The organism is Paraglaciecola sp. (assembly GCF_051252315.1).
Lineage (GTDB): Bacteria > Pseudomonadota > Gammaproteobacteria > Enterobacterales > Alteromonadaceae > Paraglaciecola.
In genome coordinates this window covers 1-19,571 of the sequence record NZ_JBPOFP010000088.1, presented here as the reverse complement: position 1 = coordinate 19,571, position 19,571 = coordinate 1, and the positions used below count along the sequence as shown (strand labels likewise).

The 19,571-nt window shown below is 38.3% G+C and carries 15 protein-coding genes; 5 read left to right on the top strand and 10 right to left on the bottom strand.

Annotated features, from left to right (window positions below; translation table 11 throughout):
• Positions 1–623: fatty acid desaturase (locus ACSHXM_RS15735; protein ID WP_435690164.1), on the top strand; the 623-nt coding region annotated here is incomplete at its 5' end.
• 221 nt (positions 624–844) lie between these two features.
• Positions 845–2,998: a TonB-dependent receptor plug domain-containing protein gene (locus tag ACSHXM_RS15730; RefSeq protein WP_435690162.1), complete on the top strand. Its 2,154-nt coding sequence runs from the start codon at positions 845–847 to the stop codon at positions 2,996–2,998.
• Between the two features lie 23 nt (positions 2,999–3,021).
• On the opposite strand, the gene ACSHXM_RS15725 is transcribed toward ACSHXM_RS15730, so the two are convergent.
• On the bottom strand, positions 3,022–4,395 hold the full coding sequence (locus ACSHXM_RS15725; protein ID WP_435690160.1) for a hypothetical protein: 1,374 nt from the start codon (positions 4,393–4,395) through the stop codon (positions 3,022–3,024).
• 308 nt (positions 4,396–4,703) lie between these two features.
• Between ACSHXM_RS15725 and ACSHXM_RS15720 the strand changes: the two genes are divergently transcribed.
• Together ACSHXM_RS15720 and ACSHXM_RS15715 are read left to right on the top strand one after the other, a co-directional pair.
• Entirely contained in the window at positions 4,704–5,747 is a 1,044-nt protein-coding gene (locus tag ACSHXM_RS15720) for an MltA domain-containing protein (protein ID WP_435690158.1), read from the top strand.
• A gap of 162 nt (positions 5,748–5,909) precedes the next feature.
• Positions 5,910–6,635, top strand: coding sequence for a hypothetical protein (locus tag ACSHXM_RS15715; protein WP_435690156.1), 726 nt, complete (start codon positions 5,910–5,912; stop codon positions 6,633–6,635).
• 151 nt (positions 6,636–6,786) lie between these two features.
• Here ACSHXM_RS15715 and ACSHXM_RS15710 read toward each other — a convergent pair whose 3' ends face one another.
• Positions 6,787–7,575, bottom strand: a complete 789-nt coding sequence (locus tag ACSHXM_RS15710; RefSeq protein WP_435690154.1) for a methyltransferase family protein — start codon at positions 7,573–7,575, stop codon at positions 6,787–6,789.
• Positions 7,576–7,951: 376 nt separating this feature from the next.
• Between ACSHXM_RS15710 and ACSHXM_RS15705 the strand changes: the two genes are divergently transcribed.
• Complete coding sequence (locus ACSHXM_RS15705; RefSeq protein ID WP_435690152.1) at positions 7,952–8,641, top strand: winged helix-turn-helix transcriptional regulator; 690 nt, start codon at positions 7,952–7,954, stop codon at positions 8,639–8,641.
• A gap of 125 nt (positions 8,642–8,766) precedes the next feature.
• Here ACSHXM_RS15705 and ACSHXM_RS15700 read toward each other — a convergent pair whose 3' ends face one another.
• From ACSHXM_RS15700 to ACSHXM_RS15665, 8 genes are all read right to left on the bottom strand, one after another.
• On the bottom strand, positions 8,767–9,672 hold the full coding sequence (locus tag ACSHXM_RS15700) for a GntR family transcriptional regulator (RefSeq protein ID WP_435690150.1): 906 nt from the start codon (positions 9,670–9,672) through the stop codon (positions 8,767–8,769).
• Between the two features lie 91 nt (positions 9,673–9,763).
• Positions 9,764–12,163 carry a peptide-binding protein gene (locus ACSHXM_RS15695; RefSeq protein ID WP_435690148.1) on the bottom strand — a complete coding sequence of 800 codons (2,400 nt, stop codon included), beginning with the start codon at positions 12,161–12,163 and terminating at the stop codon, positions 9,764–9,766.
• 181 nt (positions 12,164–12,344) lie between these two features.
• The gene (locus ACSHXM_RS15690; RefSeq protein ID WP_435690146.1) at positions 12,345–15,233 is read right to left on the bottom strand and encodes a TonB-dependent receptor domain-containing protein; all 2,889 of its coding nucleotides are present in this window, start codon (positions 15,231–15,233) and stop codon (positions 12,345–12,347) included.
• A 279-nt stretch (positions 15,234–15,512) separates the two neighbouring features.
• Positions 15,513–16,658: a FecR family protein gene (locus ACSHXM_RS15685; RefSeq protein WP_435690144.1), complete on the bottom strand. Its 1,146-nt coding sequence runs from the start codon at positions 16,656–16,658 to the stop codon at positions 15,513–15,515.
• Complete coding sequence (locus tag ACSHXM_RS15680; RefSeq protein ID WP_435690142.1) at positions 16,655–17,263, bottom strand: RNA polymerase sigma factor; 609 nt, start codon at positions 17,261–17,263, stop codon at positions 16,655–16,657. Before ACSHXM_RS15680 ends, ACSHXM_RS15685 begins: the two co-directional genes overlap by 4 nt.
• Before the next feature lie 200 nt (positions 17,264–17,463).
• Complete coding sequence (locus tag ACSHXM_RS15675) at positions 17,464–18,102, bottom strand: sterol desaturase family protein (protein WP_435690140.1); 639 nt, start codon at positions 18,100–18,102, stop codon at positions 17,464–17,466.
• A gap of 188 nt (positions 18,103–18,290) precedes the next feature.
• A complete protein-coding gene (locus ACSHXM_RS15670; RefSeq protein ID WP_435690138.1) occupies positions 18,291–18,443 on the bottom strand; it encodes a hypothetical protein in 153 nt (50 codons plus the stop codon).
• A gap of 174 nt (positions 18,444–18,617) precedes the next feature.
• Positions 18,618–18,773 carry a PEP-CTERM sorting domain-containing protein gene (locus ACSHXM_RS15665; RefSeq protein WP_435690136.1) on the bottom strand — a complete coding sequence of 52 codons (156 nt, stop codon included), beginning with the start codon at positions 18,771–18,773 and terminating at the stop codon, positions 18,618–18,620.
• Between the last annotated feature and the right edge of the window lie 798 nt (positions 18,774–19,571).

Below are 19,571 nucleotides of genomic sequence, written 5' to 3'. Positions count from 1 at the left end.
CTGGTACCCAGCAGGATATTGAAGAACGTTTAGTGGGAAATGGCACCAAAAATCACTTTTTAAGGCTATTAGTCATATGTGATGGATTACTTGGATTGTTGTTACGCACTAAACAGTTTTCCAAAGAAATTAAAGGGTATAACTTTTTACGTTTATTTAATGCGGGCTTTCCGCTAACTACTGTTTATTACGTGATCCTTTACGTATTTATCATATTTCATAGCGTTAACTTTGTAGTTGAAAGCACTGCTATAACGTTGAACTATCCTAATTGGGTTATGACCTTAGTTGATTGGATGAACTTGAGCATGGTGATATGGGTGGCGCCAAGCTTGTTGCGTTCTGCTTGTTTAAATTTTGTGACTTCTTCTATGCATTATTACGGTAGTGCCTATAATTTAATCCAACAAACTCAGGTGTTAAACCATTGGATTTTTATGCCGTTTCAACTGTTTTGTTTTAATTTTGGCAACACACACACTATTCACCATTTTGTGCCCAACCAGCCCTTTTATATTCGTCAAATGATCAGTAAACAGGTCAATAAATTATTAAAAGAAAAAGGCATTAGGTTTAATGATTTAGGCAGCATTCTTGCAGCTAATCAGTATAAAAGTGGTTAGCTGATTTAACAAATTGTCCAATATATTTACCTAAATAGTTTTGACATTGTTTATAGTCATCCATAAAATCAGCTCATAATTTAAGGTGAGAGTGGAATGGGATGCTACGCACCCTAAATAATTCCAACTTAGAGTATTAATATTAATTTATGCAACGCCTGTGTTATCTTTTATTTCTCGCATTATTTAGCGCTATTGCAACAAGCGAAGAGCAGCGCAGCTTGTTTGATTACTCTTTAGAAGAGTTATTACAATTAAATACCAGTACTGGTACTTTAACCTCCACTCAAAACAATCGTATTCCAGCTTCATTAACTTATATCTCCCAGCAAGACATTATCGATAGCGGCGCTCGTCGCTTAAATGAATTATTAGAGATTATGGTGCCTAATCTACAACTAGTCAGGCACAACTATGGCCCACAACACTTAGGCATGCGCGGTGTTATTAACGATCGTGAAAACACCTATCTATTTGTGGTCAATGGCAAAGCGATGAACGAAAAGTCTCTACGCGGAGTTATCATGGAAAGAGACTTGCCTATGTTAGGAGATATTAAAAAAATTGAAGTGATTCGTGGGCCAGGCTCTGCAGTTTATGGTCCAGGTGCTCTTTCGGGTGTGATCAATATTACCACTTTGAGTGGAAAAGATTTTCAGGGCAGTGAAGTTACAATTAAGCAAGGTGCCATAGAGCAATTCACTTCACTAGAAGTCAAACACAGCAAACAATTAGGCAAGAAAAAAGATACAAACCTGATGTTTTATTATGGATTGACAGACTACTCTGGCGCAAGTGACAAATACACGCCACATATTGTATCTGTTAATACTGAATATAATGGCCAACCATACTTACAAGCAGGCTTGCCAGTACCCTATAGCTTGCCAAACGATAAAGGAAGTTCGTTAAATAGGCTTAAACATAAACTACATTTACAATTTGATTCAGCCAGTCAGGGTGAAACACAAATAAGCGCTTGGCTAAGGTATACAAAAGGGGGAGACAAAGTAGCAGCAGAACACTCTCGTAATAACACTGAGTTTAGCCGAGGCAATCAACGTTACATGGAGCCTGGTTATCAACAACTTTCAGCCCATTTTGAAACGAATACCCCTCTATCGAATGACGATGAATTATTCTTCAATATCAGCTACGATTTTGTCGATTCCGACCGAAGTGACAACGCTTATAAAGGTGACACTTATGACCTTGATGCGCAACGACTAAGTTCTTACCGCGAAGACAAATACGCAAGTAAACTTATTTACAAAAAACAAATGGTCAATATCAAAACCGCTTTAGGAGCTGAAGTATCGTACGATACACTGGGATTACCTGGTGTTGGCAGCCCGAATATAGCAGCCTCTATAGCAGGCATATACCCAAATGGTGTTCGAAGAGATCCTGATGAATTATTAGCTGCTGGTGAATGGACCGTACTGAGCTACGCCTATTTTGGTGAATTACAGTGGAAAATTAATAACGATTGGACACTATTCACTGGCGCTCGATATGACAAACATGATTATACTGACTGGTTTTTTTCACCTCGAACGTCGTTAGTTTTCACTCAAAGCGACAGTCAAATTTGGAAACTTTTATATAATAAATCAATTAAAACGGCTGGAGAATTTGACCTGAGAAGTGCATATCTTGAAGGAGGTCGTGCATCAGAAGAGTCCCTCGAATCAATTGAGCTCACATACAGCCACACGCTGCATGATGGATTAAACTACCAATTGGCTGTATTTGCCCAAGAAATCGACTTTTGGTCTTTTAGCAGTCCTAGAATAGATGAAAGCTCTGGTGAACTCATAAAAGGATTTAATCAACCTGTTGGAATAGTATCCATGTGGGGTGGTGAACTTGAAGTCTCATATGAAAAAGACACACATAAGTTATCATTGAGCCACAGCTACACGAAATTAATTGATATTAAACAATCTAACAACAGCCAATATATTTCAGCAAAAGCTTATGGTTTTGGCAACGATTTAAATACTTGGTCAAATCATATTAGTAAGTTGTTTTACCGCTGGCAATTTCAGCCAACATGGAGATTTACCGCCTCCGCTCGAATCTATTGGGGATTTCAAGGGGCTGAAGATTGGGCTGATTACAATAATAGCCGTAACCAAAACAACCAAGCACGATTTGGTTACGATCAAAAAGGCGAAGCGTTTTCAGGTAACTACTTTGTCAATTTAGGGGTACATAAAACCCTGTCAGATAAACTTGATATCAGCCTTAATGCCTATAATGTAATGGGGTGGATCGATAAAGATTACAATAAGCGTAACTACATTAAACGTTCAAGTGACTATCGTCCAGAAGCCGCTTCGGTCGCCATCCAACTAAGTTATAAATTTTAAATAGTACCTTTTAAATTAATAGGTCAGTCCTGTACGTCACCACCCATGGCTTCAATATTAATAATTGTGGACCGATTTAGGGTGATTTTAAACCGCTGCATCTTTTGTTCTTGTTGATTACCTTTATGCACTAAAACCAAATTAATTTGATAGCGCCTCTCAACCGCTTGTTTGGTTATTTTACTGTTATCCAGCGAGTACAAACGACCTTCCCCTTTTTTCAAATACCTAACAAAGGGGGTTAGATTAAAATACATTCGTTGTTGGATATCGTCATAACCAGGTAGAAAGCTTTTAGCGTTAACTTTGGTGTCACTGCGAAAGTGCAATAACTGGGCAGATTGTTTATTTTGTTGTCTGCGCATTTGAAACAACTCATCAACCTTGCGTGGTAAATCTTTATTACGAATATATTCTAACCAAAGAGTTTGAGTGGCCACACGGCTCTTATTCGCACTATGGCTGTATAACACTTTCCACTTAGGTAAACCCTTTTGGATACGGCGCCAAATAATGCGAGTTAAATCCTCTTTAAATATTTCCCGTAAACCATACACCACGCCCAACATGGTCACTAAGGCTATGGTCACCTCGGTGAAGTTAGTTCGAGCGTTCAAGACTAGCACCATTACAAAAGCCATGATCACGGCTGTGACAGACCCTCTAACCATGCGTTTTAGATTACTATTTAGGTTCTTTACTTCTTTTTGAAATACCACTCCATACTCAATTAACCTTTGTAACAAGCGCATTTTGTTAGTGATGCGGTTAGGATCACTCAAAGTCACTTCAGAGTTATATTGATTGCTAGTTCTATATTCATTTTCACTTTTACATAAGGCCAGTAAGAAGTTTCTTTCGGTACTAAATTCACTACTTTTAGGGGCCCGTGATAATAGCTTTAAAAAAGCTTGTTCAACTCGCCAACTCAAATAATTGTCGGCATTTTCAAAGTAAGCTTTTAGCTTTTTATCAGGCGGGGTATAGCGACGTAATTTTTTTAATAAACCTGAAATCTGCTCAGCTAACTCTATAGCTTTAGGGTAAAACTCCTCGCTTTCTTTAAGTTTAAGGGTTTGTTTTATGTCTGTGTCTAAGGCGATACGAATTTGATAAGAAAACAAATTAAGATTTAAACGGTAATCACTTTGCTCCCCCTTTTTTTGGCTGATAAAACGACTACGTACTAAGGGTAAATGCATTTCATCAGAATAATAGGCACTATGACTTTGAATACTGCTATGAAAATATTGTTCTTCCGAAAGGGTTTTAGCACTAATGCCCATTTCATCGGGCAAAGAGAAATACAAATCGAATCGTTGCTGGTCAGTAGGCAATAACTGATAACTGACTTTTATAGAAAGGCTTTCATCTTGAGTAAGCTTAATATTATTCACTTAACCCATTATCTCCTTGTAAGAATATTCGCAAACTTGCATAGAACAAGTATGCCTTATATTTTAAAAATAAAAACGAATGAGAAAAAATAGCTTGAGTAATAAGGGCAGCGCGTGATTGCTGAAGGTTATAAATAAGTGTAATACTCTTACCTTAATAAAATATATACAACAAACGGTCCCTTGCGCAGATGAAACCTCTCTTCAACTTAATTTCTTGTTTTCTATTCATTTTGTACAGTATAAGTTTTTCTATCCATTCGGCACCGGCTAAATTTGTTTTAGAGCAGCATCCCAATATAGGCAAAATGCAATTATTTAAAACCAGTGATCTATGCAAGGTCGCCAATAACACTCTTAATTACATTGCCCGCAATAATGATGAGAACAATGAAAATGCGCAACCACCGCCAATGGCACTATTAGCCCAAAGTGACATTACTGAAAAGAGAGTTACAGAAAAAAGAGTTAAAAACACCCTTGAATTTATTTGTAACACCTATAAAGAAGATGTGCGTAATAAACAAAATAGTCGCTTACAAGATAGTCAGTTTTTACGAGAAAATTTTCACTTTTACCGTTGGCATGCTGATACTGACAAAGCCAATGCCATTGCCCAAAAAAGTACTAACCAAGTTAAAACTAGACTGCTAAAAAACATTCCCGACAAACAGTTATTTATTACCAAGTATTACACTAAGTTATTAAGGGCAAGCGCAGTTCAAACGCCTGAATTTAATCAAGCTTTATATGCTTTGCCATACGATGAAGCTAATTTAACCCTAGCCGAAGCTGAGTTGCAAAAGTCGAAATTAACTCGCTTCAAATATACTCGTCAGCAAATTATTCAAGGTGTGCTTACCCAAAACAATTTAGCCAAACCACTTATTTGGTTAACTGAAGCTGGATTACATGACGTGTTATTACAAGGCACAGGTGTGTTAAACGTAGAAGGTAAGACACGGTATTTTAATGTGCACCGCAACAATGGCATTAGTTATGATTACAGTATTGGTAAAACAGCACAAGCTCGCTACTGGTATTTTGCTGAAGTCCCTTCGATTATGGGGTACGGCACCGAAATCGGTAACAAAATTGAAGTCAAACCACAGGTGACATTTGCCGGAAATGTTGACCAATTAGGCTTGGGAAAACTGCTCATGATTAACTATTTAAATAATGGCGCCTCAGTCAGTCAAATGGGCATTCTAGCTGATACCGGTGGTGCATTTGACGATAATCTATTCCAACTAGATTTCTTAACCGAAAGCTATTACGGCTGGGACGATTATCACCAAGCCAATAAACACCTACCTGATTACGCTAATACTTGGATCCTGATCAAAAAATAACTAGCAATTTAGCATTGGGTAATATGTCTTATTTTTCATAAAGAAAACGAATGAGTGACATTAGAAAACTTTTAAATGACGGTTGTAAGTTTAAAAAGGCCGATCAGGTCTAAGGAAATACAAGTATTCATAATTTTATAACCAAACCATTGAGGCTTTCTTATGTTTAAGTTAATAACCTTACTCTGTTTCGTATTATACCTTCCATTCTCTATTGCATCTGAAGAGCCTTTAATATTAGTTGACCTAGCTCATGGTGAACGTTCGTCTCATCCCAAATTAAGAAAACTCGCCTCTGAACTTAACGTGTCTATCGTAGAGGCAACGAGTGCCATCACACCAAAATCACTAAAGGGAGTCTCTGTACTGTATTTACGAGCACCCAACACCTACTTTGAACCCGCTGAACAAAAAGCTATTGTTGAATTCGTCAAACAAGGCGGAGCTTTATTTTTAGTTATTGACGAAGAAGAACGACAATCTTTAGATAAAACAAAAGTAAATAACTTACTTACACCTTTTTCCATGATGCTTACTCAAGACACGCCCTACTTACATAACGCTGGAGCTGTCTCCACCGTAAGTGACATTAATAAACAAATACGTGAACTGCCCTTTAGTGGCGGAAGAGCTATTGTTGGGGGAACTCCATTTGCATTTCAAGTAGATAAAAACGGTAACCAAGGATTACCTTTTGCTGCTTTTAAATCGATAAAAAACGGTGGCCGTATAGTGGTGTTAGGAGAAGGAATGGTCACCATATTCATGGGCAAAAAAGACGCACAACGTATGAGCGGTGAGTTTCGAAACCCAAGAAAAACGACCTATTGGGGCAAGGATAGTTATGTATTTATGCAAGAAATATTTACTTGGCTTATACACAAATAACGGGCCAATAGTTTTTGCTGGTAAGTCTGGCCAAATACATATTTTTACAAAGACAGCCCACTCTATTTTAAGGCTGTCTTTTATGTAATTCACTTTCTGATTCAGTTGGAATTTTACTATTCAATACCTAGTATTTATTTTGATAAACAGCTTACAACATCCCTATATTTTTCTGTGCTCGCAACTTCTTAGGTATTTTGGGAATTAACCCTCCGACTTGTTGGCAATAGTCATGGTATACAGAACCCAGTATGCGTTTTAACTTACGTTCCTCAAAATACACTCCAACAAATACATAGACACTAAACCCTACTGTTAACATCAGCAATGAGTATGTCATAACTGGTACCACCCATATGCCAATTAATAAGCCAGTCATAATTGGATGTCTAACGTAAGCATAAAAACCATTTTTTACAAACGACAATGTGGGGATCTTTTTTTGTTTGAAATAATAAAAAGCTTGTTTTAAACCAAACAATTCGAAGTGATCAATCATAAATGTCGCTAGAAACAAAAACGTCCACCCAAACAAAAAAATCGACATCACGATTAAGTATGCAGAGCCTTCCAGATCCCAAAGCCTGCCTTCTAAAGGTGACCAAAAATATAGCAGTAGAAATAAATATACCCCTGTAGCTAAGGTGTATAGCCCTCTATTCATAGCTTCTGGAATAAAACGAATGATAAAGTCTCTAAACTTAATTGACGCCATATAGGAATGTTTATACCCAAAACCAACCACCCAAGCCAAGTTCCAGATAATAGTTCCAAATAGCGAACTAAACTCTGGTCCATTAAAAATGGGAGCGTTCTCAGCTGTGATGACATGCCCAAAAATTAATATGAGTAACACTAAAGCTGTGCATCCTACAAAATAAGATACGCTATTGAATAATAATACGCCGACCCGAGCGCCTAATGTGTGTTGTTGTAACATGTTTAAATCTCCTTGTTGTAAACTAGGAAGATTTTTTCAGTTACCGGATCTATTATATAGTGCAGATAATGTAGCAACTAACTACACTTTATGTAGTAATAGCTTAAATAACCTGAGTACTGGATAAGAAGTATCGTTCAAGTTTAATTTAACACTATAATTCAATGGCTTAGTGATTACCGGCCAAATTACCTCAGCTGAATTATTACTCGGTAACGAAATTTTTCGTGTATAGCAAGGCGGATTGTCGTACGTAATAACGTGTTATTGCTAGACAATCCAACGCTGATAGGCACAAAAAGAGCGTTATCGAGAGGTTCGGCTTATCCAGTACTCAGGTTAAATAGTATAAGAACATCACCCAAAAGGAATTATTATGCGATATGGCCAATTTTGCCCCATAGCAAAAGCGTCAGAAGTACTATGCGAACGCTGGACAATGTTAATCCTTCGAGAATTATTAATTGGCAGTACACGTTACAATGAGCTGCAAAAAGCCATGTCAAAAATATCACCTACCTTATTATCGAAACGTTTAAACGAATTAGAGCAAGCCAACTTGCTCATCAAAAAGAAGATCCCTGGTGGCCGTTCTCACGAATATTTTCTAACGCAAGCTGGTAAAGACTTAGGCCCCATTGTGATGCAGTTAGGTGAATGGGGTATGCAATGGGCGCGAAAGCAAATGGACTTGGACGATCAGGACATAGAATTGTTGATGTGGGACATTCGTCGAAATATTAAGAGTGACAAAATACCAGGCAGACACGCAGTACTGAAGTTTCATTTTACTGATTTGGACGAGCATGCAAATTGGTGGATTGTTGTGAAAGATAAAGATTGCGACCTGTGTACAGATGATCCTTGCCTAGACGTAGACTTATACTTTACCACTGATGTAGCAACCTTAATTAATGTGTGGATGGGAGACTGTCAGTTGCATCAAAGTATCTCAAAGGGCAACCTCAAAATTTTAGGTGACAAAGGAATGAAAAATACCATTAAAGATTGGTTTGGCTTAAGTCTAATGTCCCCTCATGGAAAAGCCTTTAGCTCGCCCACTTAAAAATTAACATCGACTGGTTGTTTTGAGTTTAGACAATACACTGACTGACGTTTAGGCCATAAAATGAAAACATGTAGTTGATGGTCTGAAAAAGAATGCGTTATATTTTTTTGAAATCTAAACATCTATTTATCTAAGTCATTTAAGCAGCGTAATAAGGTTTCTTCTGCTGTTTGTAGGTGTCTCTCTAAGGCCAAAATGGCACCGGAGTCATTGTGAGTCAGTAAATTGTGAAGTAGCTCCATGTGCTCATTGACGGCAATTTTAAAGCGTTCAAGTTCACCTGTTTTATCCCATTGATAATGGTAATGACAAACAAAAGAAACAATATTAAAAAATTGCTGTGTCACTCTATTTTTTCCGCTTTTCATCAGAATCATATGTAACTCCCTATCTAAGTCAGGAAACTCTAAATAGCGATTTTCCATATCTAGACTTATTGCTTGATGTTTGAGTAATAAATCTTGTAACTCTCGCCATACAGAATGTTCTCTAGGGTATTGGATCAATTCAATCAAGGCTCGCATTTCTATCATTTCTCTAAACGACGCCAATTCATGAGCAAACTCCTTATCAAATTTCACCATTTTCCACCTACCACGAGGAGATTTTTCAATTAATCCATTATTTGAAAATTTGATTAAAAACTCTCGCACAGTAACCGTTGTGCACCCCGAGTTCTTAGCCAAATTAAGTTCAGAAAACTTATCACCTGGTAGTAGTTTTCCTGTATTGATTAAACTTAAAAAGTACTTTTCAATTTGAATATCTTTCGTTAAATCCTTGTCTTTAATATCAAAAAAATCACGACTTTCGGGGTCACGTAACACTATCTTTTTGAAACCATCTCTTTTAATTATGTTCAGTTTACTTAGGTGTTCAACGCATGAGCGTACTGTCGTTCGACTAACGTTGAGTAATTTGGTTAACTCAATATCGGTAGCCATCTCATTCTGATCGTCAGGGAGTTCGACAATATGGTTCAGCATAGAATTACATGATTGTTTAAATAAATAAGTGTTATTACTCACACCTGAATCCTTCATAAATTAATCGACTGACAGACCTTCTCTAAACAAAATATCCAAGCTCAATTATTAGTAATCTAAGCCCCTTTTAAAATCATTCGAGTACGCTGACAACTAAAAGCTGTTCTTTTTGATTTCGCACTATTACCACTTCTAACACCCCTCGCCACTTTCTTGAGCGATAAGAGGTCAGCAAGTCATTTATGTTAACGATTTTATCTAAACCACCAAACTCACTATCGATTACCCGTACGATGACATCGCCTTTTCTCAACCCACCTAGCTCTGCATTACTGCCAGCTGTGATGTCTAAAATCAGCGCCCCTGCTATTTCAGGCAGACCTAAGGCAGATTGCTCACCAAGGGTAATGACTGACTTGAAGTTAGCCCCCAATAATGCCAACTCATTTGAGCTAGATGAATCGTTGTTACTGAGATATAAGGTTGGAAATGGCGGCTGTTCCGCTTTTTGTTTTAAGTGTTGGGTTTTCACACCAAATTCGTCCATGGCAAAGTTTTTGAACCCAATGCTCTTGGCTAATGAGATATCACTCACCCGATAATCGCCATTTTCAGCGTCGAAAAATTCTGGGTCGCCAAATTTAGAATGACTGTCTAACCCTAATGTCTGCGCTTTCTTTAACGCGGCTTCTGTTGTGAAAAAGTTATGGTCTATTTCATTGCCCCAGAAGTTATTCAAGATGGGCTTGTGGCTAGCCAAGATAATATTGTGGCGGAAACTATCTTCGCTATTTTCAAACCACACATGGGGGTGAAATGAATTATTCAGAATGACATTGTTTTCAACCATACGGTTAAACCCTTCTCTCAGTTTTAACCCGCCACTAAGTGCCACATTGTTGTATATTTGGTAGTTCGAAGAGCCGTCATCTAAGTCGATATCCCAACCATAATCACACTGAAAACGGTTATTTCGAATAATAACGGGATGCATTGCATCAATTTTGTATAGTCCCGGATGAGTCTTCGCTAGCGCATCCATTTTCGAGCGGTCTGGGTGCCAAAAACGATCTCTGCCCCAAGAATTAAATGCACCATGGTCACCTGTCTCTAACACCGTATCGAACACGTCGTTATATTCAATAATATGCCCGCCCCATGTACCTTCACTGGCATTGATACCTGCACGAGGCACACGATAGATTGAGTTGTGGCTGACAGTAATCTTGGATGTCATAGACAATTGCACACCGGCCACTTGTTTTTCTACTCTGCCGATATCATGAATTAAATTATCTGTGGCAATGGATTGAGCGGGGTAGTTTTCATTTTGTGGGCCTAATGCCAAGTCCATATCTGCGATATCTACAAATTCATGATATTCAAAACTAGGCGACCTCACAGCTGAGGGGTGACCCACAAAGCTAATGGCACTGGCGCCAATGTCATAAATTTCATTGCTTGCAATGTTAATGTCTCGATTGTAATTGCTCACAAAAATGGCATTGCCGCCCAAACGATTAAACACATTATTGGTTAGGCTAATATGCTCACTTCCATCCATGACAACCGCACCACCGCGGTAAATGGTCCAATCACTGCGCAATAAAGGCTCTTTTGTTTGCATAAAGGTTTGGCTGGTTTGGGTAAAGGTGATGCCATCAATATTGATGTGTTTAACAGGGTTTTCTACATTCCCTCTAAGCTCAATTAAATGCGCCAATTGAGAAATTTCAACCGTACTAGTTTTTAAATCCAAGCCAGTTGGCGGGTAAAAATATAAAACGTTAGCCTTGTCATCAAAGTACCATTCGCCAGGCGCATCCAGCTCTTCAAAGATATTTTCCACATAACGATACTTCTCATGCATAGGCGAGTGACGATTATTTTGAAAGCCCCCGTCTAGGATTAACTCGCCGTTTTTATCAACGCCATTGATTTGGTAATGCATGCCGCCCCAGCGACCTGCATGTAGTGTGTGCACAATACCGCCAACTGGATTTTTCCACTTGGCTACCCGCTCTGCTGAAATCGCATCGGCTGCATGGCCGTTAAATACTTTTACACTTGCATCGAAGTTTGGATATCTGGCGCGGATTTGTTGTTCACCATTAATGAATAATTGATTGAATACTTGTTCTGACAAATCAGCTTTCATCAAATGATTATGTGTTTGCCATTGCACAGAGACTTGCTTCGCCGCGCTAAAAATGACTGTTCCCGCTTGTTCTGCACCAATACTAAAAGGCTGCTCTTTTGTTCCTGAAAACTCAGGGCCAAGAACAATGGGTTGAGTTAAATAATAGGTACCAGCACTTAATTTCAGCTCCACGCCTTTTCCTGATGCTAATAGAGTTCTCGCTTGAGAGAGTGCATTAATAAGGCTAAGGCCATTTTGTTGAATGGAGTGGTTAGGGTAAACACGCAGTACTTCCTTTTGTTCAGAAGAAAGTGAGGACTCACCTTTAGGAATGCTTTTTTGTTCTGTACAGGCGATTAAGATGAAGCTGAAAACGAATAAGGTAATACGCATAAAAACACCTAAAATAATTGTGAGAAATTGACGTTTAATTTGATATTAAAAAGGGGATAACGATTCGCTATCCCCTTTTAATACTAAGATTAAAGTAGTTAACCTGAGCTCGGGTTAATTAATTCTTAGCAAACTATTCCAATATCCAAATTGAAACAGTTAGAGTTACTAGTGACTATTCCTAAAATGAATAATGTGCAGTAAATGTAATCGTACGCCCTGGTATAACAGAGTTATAACGATACTGCATAGCTTGGTCAACACCACGGAAATTACCAGACGTAAAGCCTAATTCATCTGTTAAGTTATTACCCATTAATGATAAGTTAATATCATTATTTAGCGGGTAATTAACACCAAGATTTATTTGGGTATACGCAGGTAAACTTGTTCCAACACGGTCAGCAGCGCGACTACCATAATGTTGTACACTCGCTATTATTTCAGCATTACCTAATGTAAGTGTTGGAGCAATACGTATCTGGGTTTCAGGTAGTCTTGGTGTAGCGGTAGCAGGTACATCGCCAGCGCCTTGCTGTTCTGAGGTCATTTGTACACCACTGACATTAACCGTTAAGTTATCCATTACATTAAAGTCAAACCAAAACTCAAGACCGCTAGCAATAGTATCTACATAAACGTTTTTGGCTGTACCATTTTCATTCACTTCAACATTCCCGCTATTCTTATGAGTAGTATCGAAATAAGTGGCATAACCTGATACAAAATCACCTTGATAACGTACACCGACTTCTGCAAATTCTAACTCTGTTGGATCAGGATTAAGCCCTGCATTTGGCGCGGGTTGACCAGAATCAGGTCCTCCCCATCCAGGTATACTGTAGAAAGCAAATTCATTATTAGCCGCCATATCTTCAGAAGACGCCCAACGAGCATAGATAGCTAAATTATCAGTAATGGTATAGTTACCACCAAAAGTTAAAGAGTCCGTATTGTAATCAACACTTCCAGTATAAACATGACCATTTCGAGTCACGGCTCGACTGTCATCAGCTAGGATATTATTACCTTGACCTTCAGGAATCAAAACACCATAGACGATGTCTTCACTGAAACCAGTGATGGTTGCCACTTCATGGCGAGCACCAAAATCAATACGGAAATCATCAGTGATATCAATTTCAGCATTAATATAATAGTTTGTGGAGTCTGTTTGTAAGCTACCGTGATTATCTAGTGAGCCGTATGTAGTCACACCTGCGTCTGTAAGGTGCCCTGCTATATTGCCTTCAGCATCATATCCAGTGACATCGTAACGTTCTGCTTGGTTCTTAATATCAATAAGCAGCTCATCTTCAGCATTATCACTATATGTATTCACATCCCAACTCTGAATACCACCAGTAACAAAAATTGTGCCTTTACTATTCTCCCAATTAACGCGGAAATCATTGACTAAGAAATCGGTTTCGTAAGCATACTGACTGTGCTTATTGATTGTAACTAAACCATTGCCATTAAGGCTTGATGGATCTGAGATGATTTGACCATCATTTACTCTAACTAATTCAGCAGAGGTAATCCCTGCATCAGGCAATCCAGCCTGAAGAATAGAAAGTTTACTATCAACATAATCTTCTGCTTCGAAAAGAAGAGACGCTCCACCACTAGAGTCACCACCACTACGCAAGTCATGAGCAATCTTTACGATACTACTGGTTCTAAATTTATTACTGATGCTAAAACCATTATCAAAATCGTATTCTAGACCTAAAGTAAGTTGATCTGTCTGTGATACATTACCATCAGCCATATCTCTTCTTTCAAACCCATCTGGACCTTTAGCATTTAAATATCTTGTGTCTGGCCCTGAAAGCGCATGTTTTTGAAGGTCGAATCCAGGTATAGAGGTTGGTGATTGGCTATTCGAACCACCGGTAAAAGTAGGTACTGGATTATAATACGGGGTTTTATCATCAATTTTTTTATAAGCGATCGTAAATTGACCTTGAGCAAATTCTTTAATAAGATTGGCTCGAATCTGACCACCACTTGATGCGGTAAAGCCTAAATCGCGTACACCATCTCCCTGACGAAAAGTACCACCAACAGAGCCGAACCATCCATTGTCACCAATAGGGGCACCATAAAATAATTCTGTCTTGTGTTGGCCATAGTCAGTGACAGACACTCTCACATCACCTTCTGGCTTTCTTGCTATGCGGGAAATATAGTTAAGTGTTGCACCTGAACCTTGAGCGGTAAAGATACCTGATGGGCCACCTAACACAGCTTCGACACGGTCATATGACAGGTCATAACGAAGTTCAAACTCCGCTAAGAATGGAGAATATTGTACGGGTAGACCGTCTTCTTGAAGGCTAATGAATGACATAAAGCCACCTTGTGTACCACGTACATTAAGGTTAGAGTTTGTTTCGCCGTTAGAGAACTCACCCTGCAACCCTGGTATAGAGTCCACTAAATCGGTAAGGCCAACTGGCGCACCAACAATGTTATCTGCATCTAAAACAGCAACACCGTATGAGGTTTCTAAAGCAGTAAGGCCACTACTTGAAGAGCCAGTAACAATGATTTGCTCCATAAAACCGGATTTTTCTTCGCTTTCTTCTGCTTTGTTGTCTGTATTGTCTTGAGCACTTGCAGCTGAAGTAGTAAATAGTGCTGCAAGCATTGAGGCTAAAATTGTCTTTTTTGTATTCATGCCGTTTCTCTTTTTATTAGTTATTTCAACGTTATTTTCGATGCGTACTCGAATAACGCCCTTATCAGAGATTTCAGCAATCAGGCCAGAGCCATTTAATATCAGATCAAGCGCTTCCTTAATGGAATAGTTTCCAATCACGGCCCTAGCCATTCTGGATTCAGCAATATCATACGGAAAAATTAACAATGCTTGGGTTTGCTCAGCTAATAAATTGAGCGCTTCTGCCGCATTTGACGATGGAATGTTTACATGATGTTCGGTAGCTTTTTTATTGCTAAGAACGTATGTTTCACTTTTCACTTCAATAGAAGTACAGATTACCAATAAAATGAGTATCTGAATTTTCCATTGTGTAAACCATCGTTTACTTCTAATTTCCATACGAAATTACCCGCTATCATTTATTTTAAATTATGCTTTGATTGCGATCTCGTCACTAATAAAACAAATTCATGACTAAATACCGAAGTACAACTTTAACTTATTTTGCATTTTTATATTTAAAAGGACTCGACATGGAATTGTAAAACAATTTCAAAAACGCTAAAAAAATAGGATTAAATAAAAAACACTTATTCATCCACCCCAACAACACCGTTTACTTACAAATAATTACACATAAGGCGAATTTAAACAGCAACTATTGCTTCGCCAATCCCATTAGTGACGAATGTTTTCCATTTGAGCAGCACTAATTTCTATTCGTTTATTTTCTAGCTTGGTGATATTAAGACCAAAACTAAATTCTAATGTATCGAATAGTCCATCGAGGTCACCTATTTTAAATTGCCCTCCAATTCGAATCTTTTTCAAAGCAGGGTCAATGATTTCAATTTCAACAGGGCTATATCGACTAATTTCAGTAATCACGTCTTCTAGTGTATCTCCAGTAAACAATACAAAACCTTCACGCCAAGTGTCTCTGCGTTTACGCTGTTTATCATCCATCACTTCAACTTTAACGCTAGGTAATTCACGTTTTACTTCGTTACTCTGCGAAACGTAAATAGTTGCACCCTCTCCAGCCTCTAGTCTTCCAAATTGCTCGACAGGAATAGCAATATAAAGTGCTGGCTCCTTGTTTTCATTTTGAGAAATTAAACCATCGCCCGATAACGTTGATGCAGTTTCTGTTGTCTTTAACTCAGCTAATTCAACCTTACCTTCGGTGACAAGCACCTCCACATCTTCCTTACGCAGATAAACAGTAAACGCAGTACCCACAGCCTCGACTCGGCCTTTACCAGCATGCACTCGAAAAGGTTTGTTTTTATTTTTAGCCACATCAAAATGGGCTTCGCCTTGTATCAAGTAAATATTTCTGTGATCTTGGGTATATTCAACCTTAATTCGACTATTGGTGTTTAGTACTACAATAGAGCCATCCGGCAAAGGAATTGAGGTATGTTTGCCAATTGCTGATGCGTAATAGCCATTAGAGTTGTCAAACTGCTCACCAGTAAACCACATAGGAAATAAAGTTTGTTGCAATAAAAATACAAAACCAACCATGCTAGCAGCGGCAGCCCAGCCCCACCTCGACAAGGATGAGTTATCCTTAGAAATAGGTTTTACTAAAGGAATATTTAGCTCAGTTAATACCAGTAGCTCACTGTTAAATTCATTAAGGCTTTTGATTTCTTTAGCATGTTCGGGACTACGCCCCATCCATTCTTTAAGTGCAAGTAAATCCCCTTCTGTGGCCTCACTGTCACCATCTAGTTTAACTAACCATTCAATTGCTTCTTGCTCAATTTGCTTTTGATCAAAAGGAGCATTTGATGGAAAATTTAATACGTTTTTCATATCTTTCTCCCTTTGTTAATTGTTTGAGGATCTTGCCAAGTATCATTTTGCAATGCTTCGATTTTCTGTTTGTTGCGGACGAACTCTCTACATTTCAAAGTGCCCTTTTGCAAATGCATCTCTACATTTCTTAATGACACACCCAAAGTCTCAGCGATTTCAGTTTGTTTTAAACCATGCACCCTGCGCAGCAAAAATACTCTTCGACAAGCTTCGGGTAACGCGGCAACAGCATCACAATAAATGCCTAGTGACTGTTCAGCTTCCACTTCACTTTCCAGCGTCATGCTTTCTTCAGGGACAACTGAATCTCCACACTCTTCTAGGTATTGTGTAATTTTGTTCGACTTTTTTGTTAATTCATTAACCGCAATATTTTTAGCAATTGTAAAAAGGTAGGACTTAGGGTGTTCGATAGCTTTCTCTTGCTCTGCACAATAGGCTTTCAGATAAGCCTGCTGAGCTACATCTTCAATATCATGCTGCGAGTGCAAAAACCTCCGCAGAAAACTTTTAATAAAAGTACTGTTTTCAATAAAAGCACGTGTGATCACCGACAGTTTCCCCTGGGAGGGTTCTGCGACTTCATTACTGTCTTGTGTCATATATTGCCTATTAGATAAACTGGATTTCAAAAATGAAATTGATGTAACTATAACAATTACAAAAGAAAATACCGAAGTACGTGGGGCAACTTATTTTCAAATAAAAAGGCTAAAGTTTTTGAAGTACCAAGTTGACTAGGTAAAGCGATTAAATTGAAGTTCCACAAAACAATGTAGGTAAGAAGAAACTAACCTTATTTTCAAGGTTTTTTATACCTAATTGGCTGTGTTATGAGTCTGTCTATGAATTTATCTCTATCAGAACGAAAATATTCAAGTCCTAAAGAAATATTCTCAGGCGCATTGTTATTGTATGTAGAGAATAAATAATCCCAACACGAAAGAGCATTGGAGTAATTACTATTAGTCTCAAGTTTAATCGCAGAGTGATGCATACAATGAAAGTTTGGAGTGACGATCACTAACCTGAGAAGCCGATCAATAGAAGAAGGTATTTTGATATTTGTATGGCTAAAGGCTGAAATTATAGACCTAAAAATCTCGTAAAAAATCACTGAGATTAACGGTGCACCTAGCAAAACGATGACAATAGAATAAAACATCATAGTGATAAATAACTCCACTGGATGATGCCTAATACTTGTGGACACATCAACATTCGTGTCTGAGTGATGAACTAAATGAAAACGCCAAAGTATTGAGTTGGTATGTGAAATTCGATGAAACAAATATCCCGCTAAATCGATAAGAATAAATGAAACAATAATTTGAACGTATACAGGCAAAGACAAGTTATTCAACAAGCCTAATTGTTCACTTTCAGCATATATCGCTATAGTAAATGCCGACATGGGAAGCAAAAAACGGGCTAAAAACATATTTAGTCCGCCCAGCAATACATTGTTCAACCATCGAGTTCTAGATCCCTGAGGATATTCTCGATGTGGAACAAGTAGCTCACATATTACAAAAAATATGATTGCCCCATAAAAAACATTGCTAAAAATAACAGCGTAGTTATTGTAAATATATTCCATCAATTATTAGCAATTAAAGAAGTAACGACTTATTTACGTTTTTTAGCTAAATATAGAGCAACCGCTACTCCGGCTCCCAAGATAGCAAGGGTGCCTGGGGCTGAAACAGGAGTTGGAGCCAATGTTCCAGAAAAAGCTGACGCAGAACACAGAAGTAAAGAAAGAACAGTAAGTTTTTGCATTTTCATTTCCAATATTTATATAACTTTTACTCTATTAGTTAAGTTACTAGGTTTGATTTTCTAACGCGGCAATCACTCATTTAACACGAATGACTAACCTATTTAAAAACTACCAATCATCACAACAATCGTTTATATCAACGATATATTAGAAATGTTAGTAGTTAGTGGATATTATTTTTTACGCTTTTTGGCAATATACAGTGCAGCAGCCACACCAACGCCAAGAAGCATCAAAGTACCTGGAGCTGAAACAGGAACCGGCGCCGAAGGACCAGCGAAAGCTGATGAACAACAAACGAGTAAGGTGAGAAAACCGATCTTTTGCATAAGTGACTCCGTAATTTACGGTAAATTTAAATATTCAATGTCATTACTGCGAAAAATACCAATAACACTCAAATGTCTCAGTATGATGTAAAGCAATTGTCAGTCCATAATTATTATCATTAAAATTCAACAAGTTAAAACTATCTAGTTTTAAACTTGTAAATAATATCGACACATTAGTACGCATAGATTGACTTTTCAAACATAATACTAGTCAAGGGAAGACGAACAAAATTTCCTTATACCACCTGCAAAAAACGCATTAAGCGAGTAAATAATCATTCGCAATTTGAAAGAATAGTAAATAGAAAGGTTTGGAGGTAACTTGTCGGGATTCACTCATATCATCCCTGATACTCGCCCTACGGGCAGCCTGCGGCTGTGCTATTTGTTCCTTACAAATAGTGTGAAATACGTCCTGTATTTCGTCTCTTCGCGACCAGCCTACGGCTGTCCAAAAATGTTCCAGACATTTTTGTCGAACCCCGAGGGTCCTCATCACGACTCTAAACCGCGTAAATGAAAAAGCCTATTGGGTTAAATACGTTAGCCTAGTAGGTGTCTGGCCGTTCGGGATGTAATCTGGCACATCCATGTACCAGCCCCTTCGGGCGCTATAAGCGGTGCAAAATGTTCCATACATTTTGTCGAACATAGAGTTCGAACCAAATCATCTCTCTCCGCCATATACAAAAAAACCCGCATTAAGCGGGTCATTTTGTATATGGCGGAGAGAGAGGGATTCGAACCCTCGTTAGGTTTAACCCTAAACACACTTTCCAGGCGTGCGCCTTCAGC

Coding starts and splice junctions, on each gene's coding strand:
- ACSHXM_RS15720 (WP_435690158.1), top strand. CDS start 4,704: ATGCAATTATTTAAAACCAGTGATCTATGCAAGGTCGCCAATAACACT.
- ACSHXM_RS15715 (WP_435690156.1), top strand. CDS start 5,910: ATGTTTAAGTTAATAACCTTACTCTGTTTCGTATTATACCTTCCATTC.
- ACSHXM_RS15710 (WP_435690154.1), bottom strand. CDS start 7,575: ATGTTACAACAACACACATTAGGCGCTCGGGTCGGCGTATTATTATTC.
- ACSHXM_RS15705 (WP_435690152.1), top strand. CDS start 7,952: ATGCGATATGGCCAATTTTGCCCCATAGCAAAAGCGTCAGAAGTACTA.
- ACSHXM_RS15695 (WP_435690148.1), bottom strand. CDS start 12,163: ATGCGTATTACCTTATTCGTTTTCAGCTTCATCTTAATCGCCTGTACA.
- ACSHXM_RS15690 (WP_435690146.1), bottom strand. CDS start 15,233: ATGGAAATTAGAAGTAAACGATGGTTTACACAATGGAAAATTCAGATA.
- ACSHXM_RS15685 (WP_435690144.1), bottom strand. CDS start 16,658: ATGAAAAACGTATTAAATTTTCCATCAAATGCTCCTTTTGATCAAAAG.
- ACSHXM_RS15680 (WP_435690142.1), bottom strand. CDS start 17,263: ATGACACAAGACAGTAATGAAGTCGCAGAACCCTCCCAGGGGAAACTG.
- ACSHXM_RS15675 (WP_435690140.1), bottom strand. CDS start 18,102: ATGTTTTTAGCCCGTTTTTTGCTTCCCATGTCGGCATTTACTATAGCG.
- ACSHXM_RS15670 (WP_435690138.1), bottom strand. CDS start 18,443: ATGCAAAAACTTACTGTTCTTTCTTTACTTCTGTGTTCTGCGTCAGCT.
- ACSHXM_RS15665 (WP_435690136.1), bottom strand. CDS start 18,773: ATGCAAAAGATCGGTTTTCTCACCTTACTCGTTTGTTGTTCATCAGCT.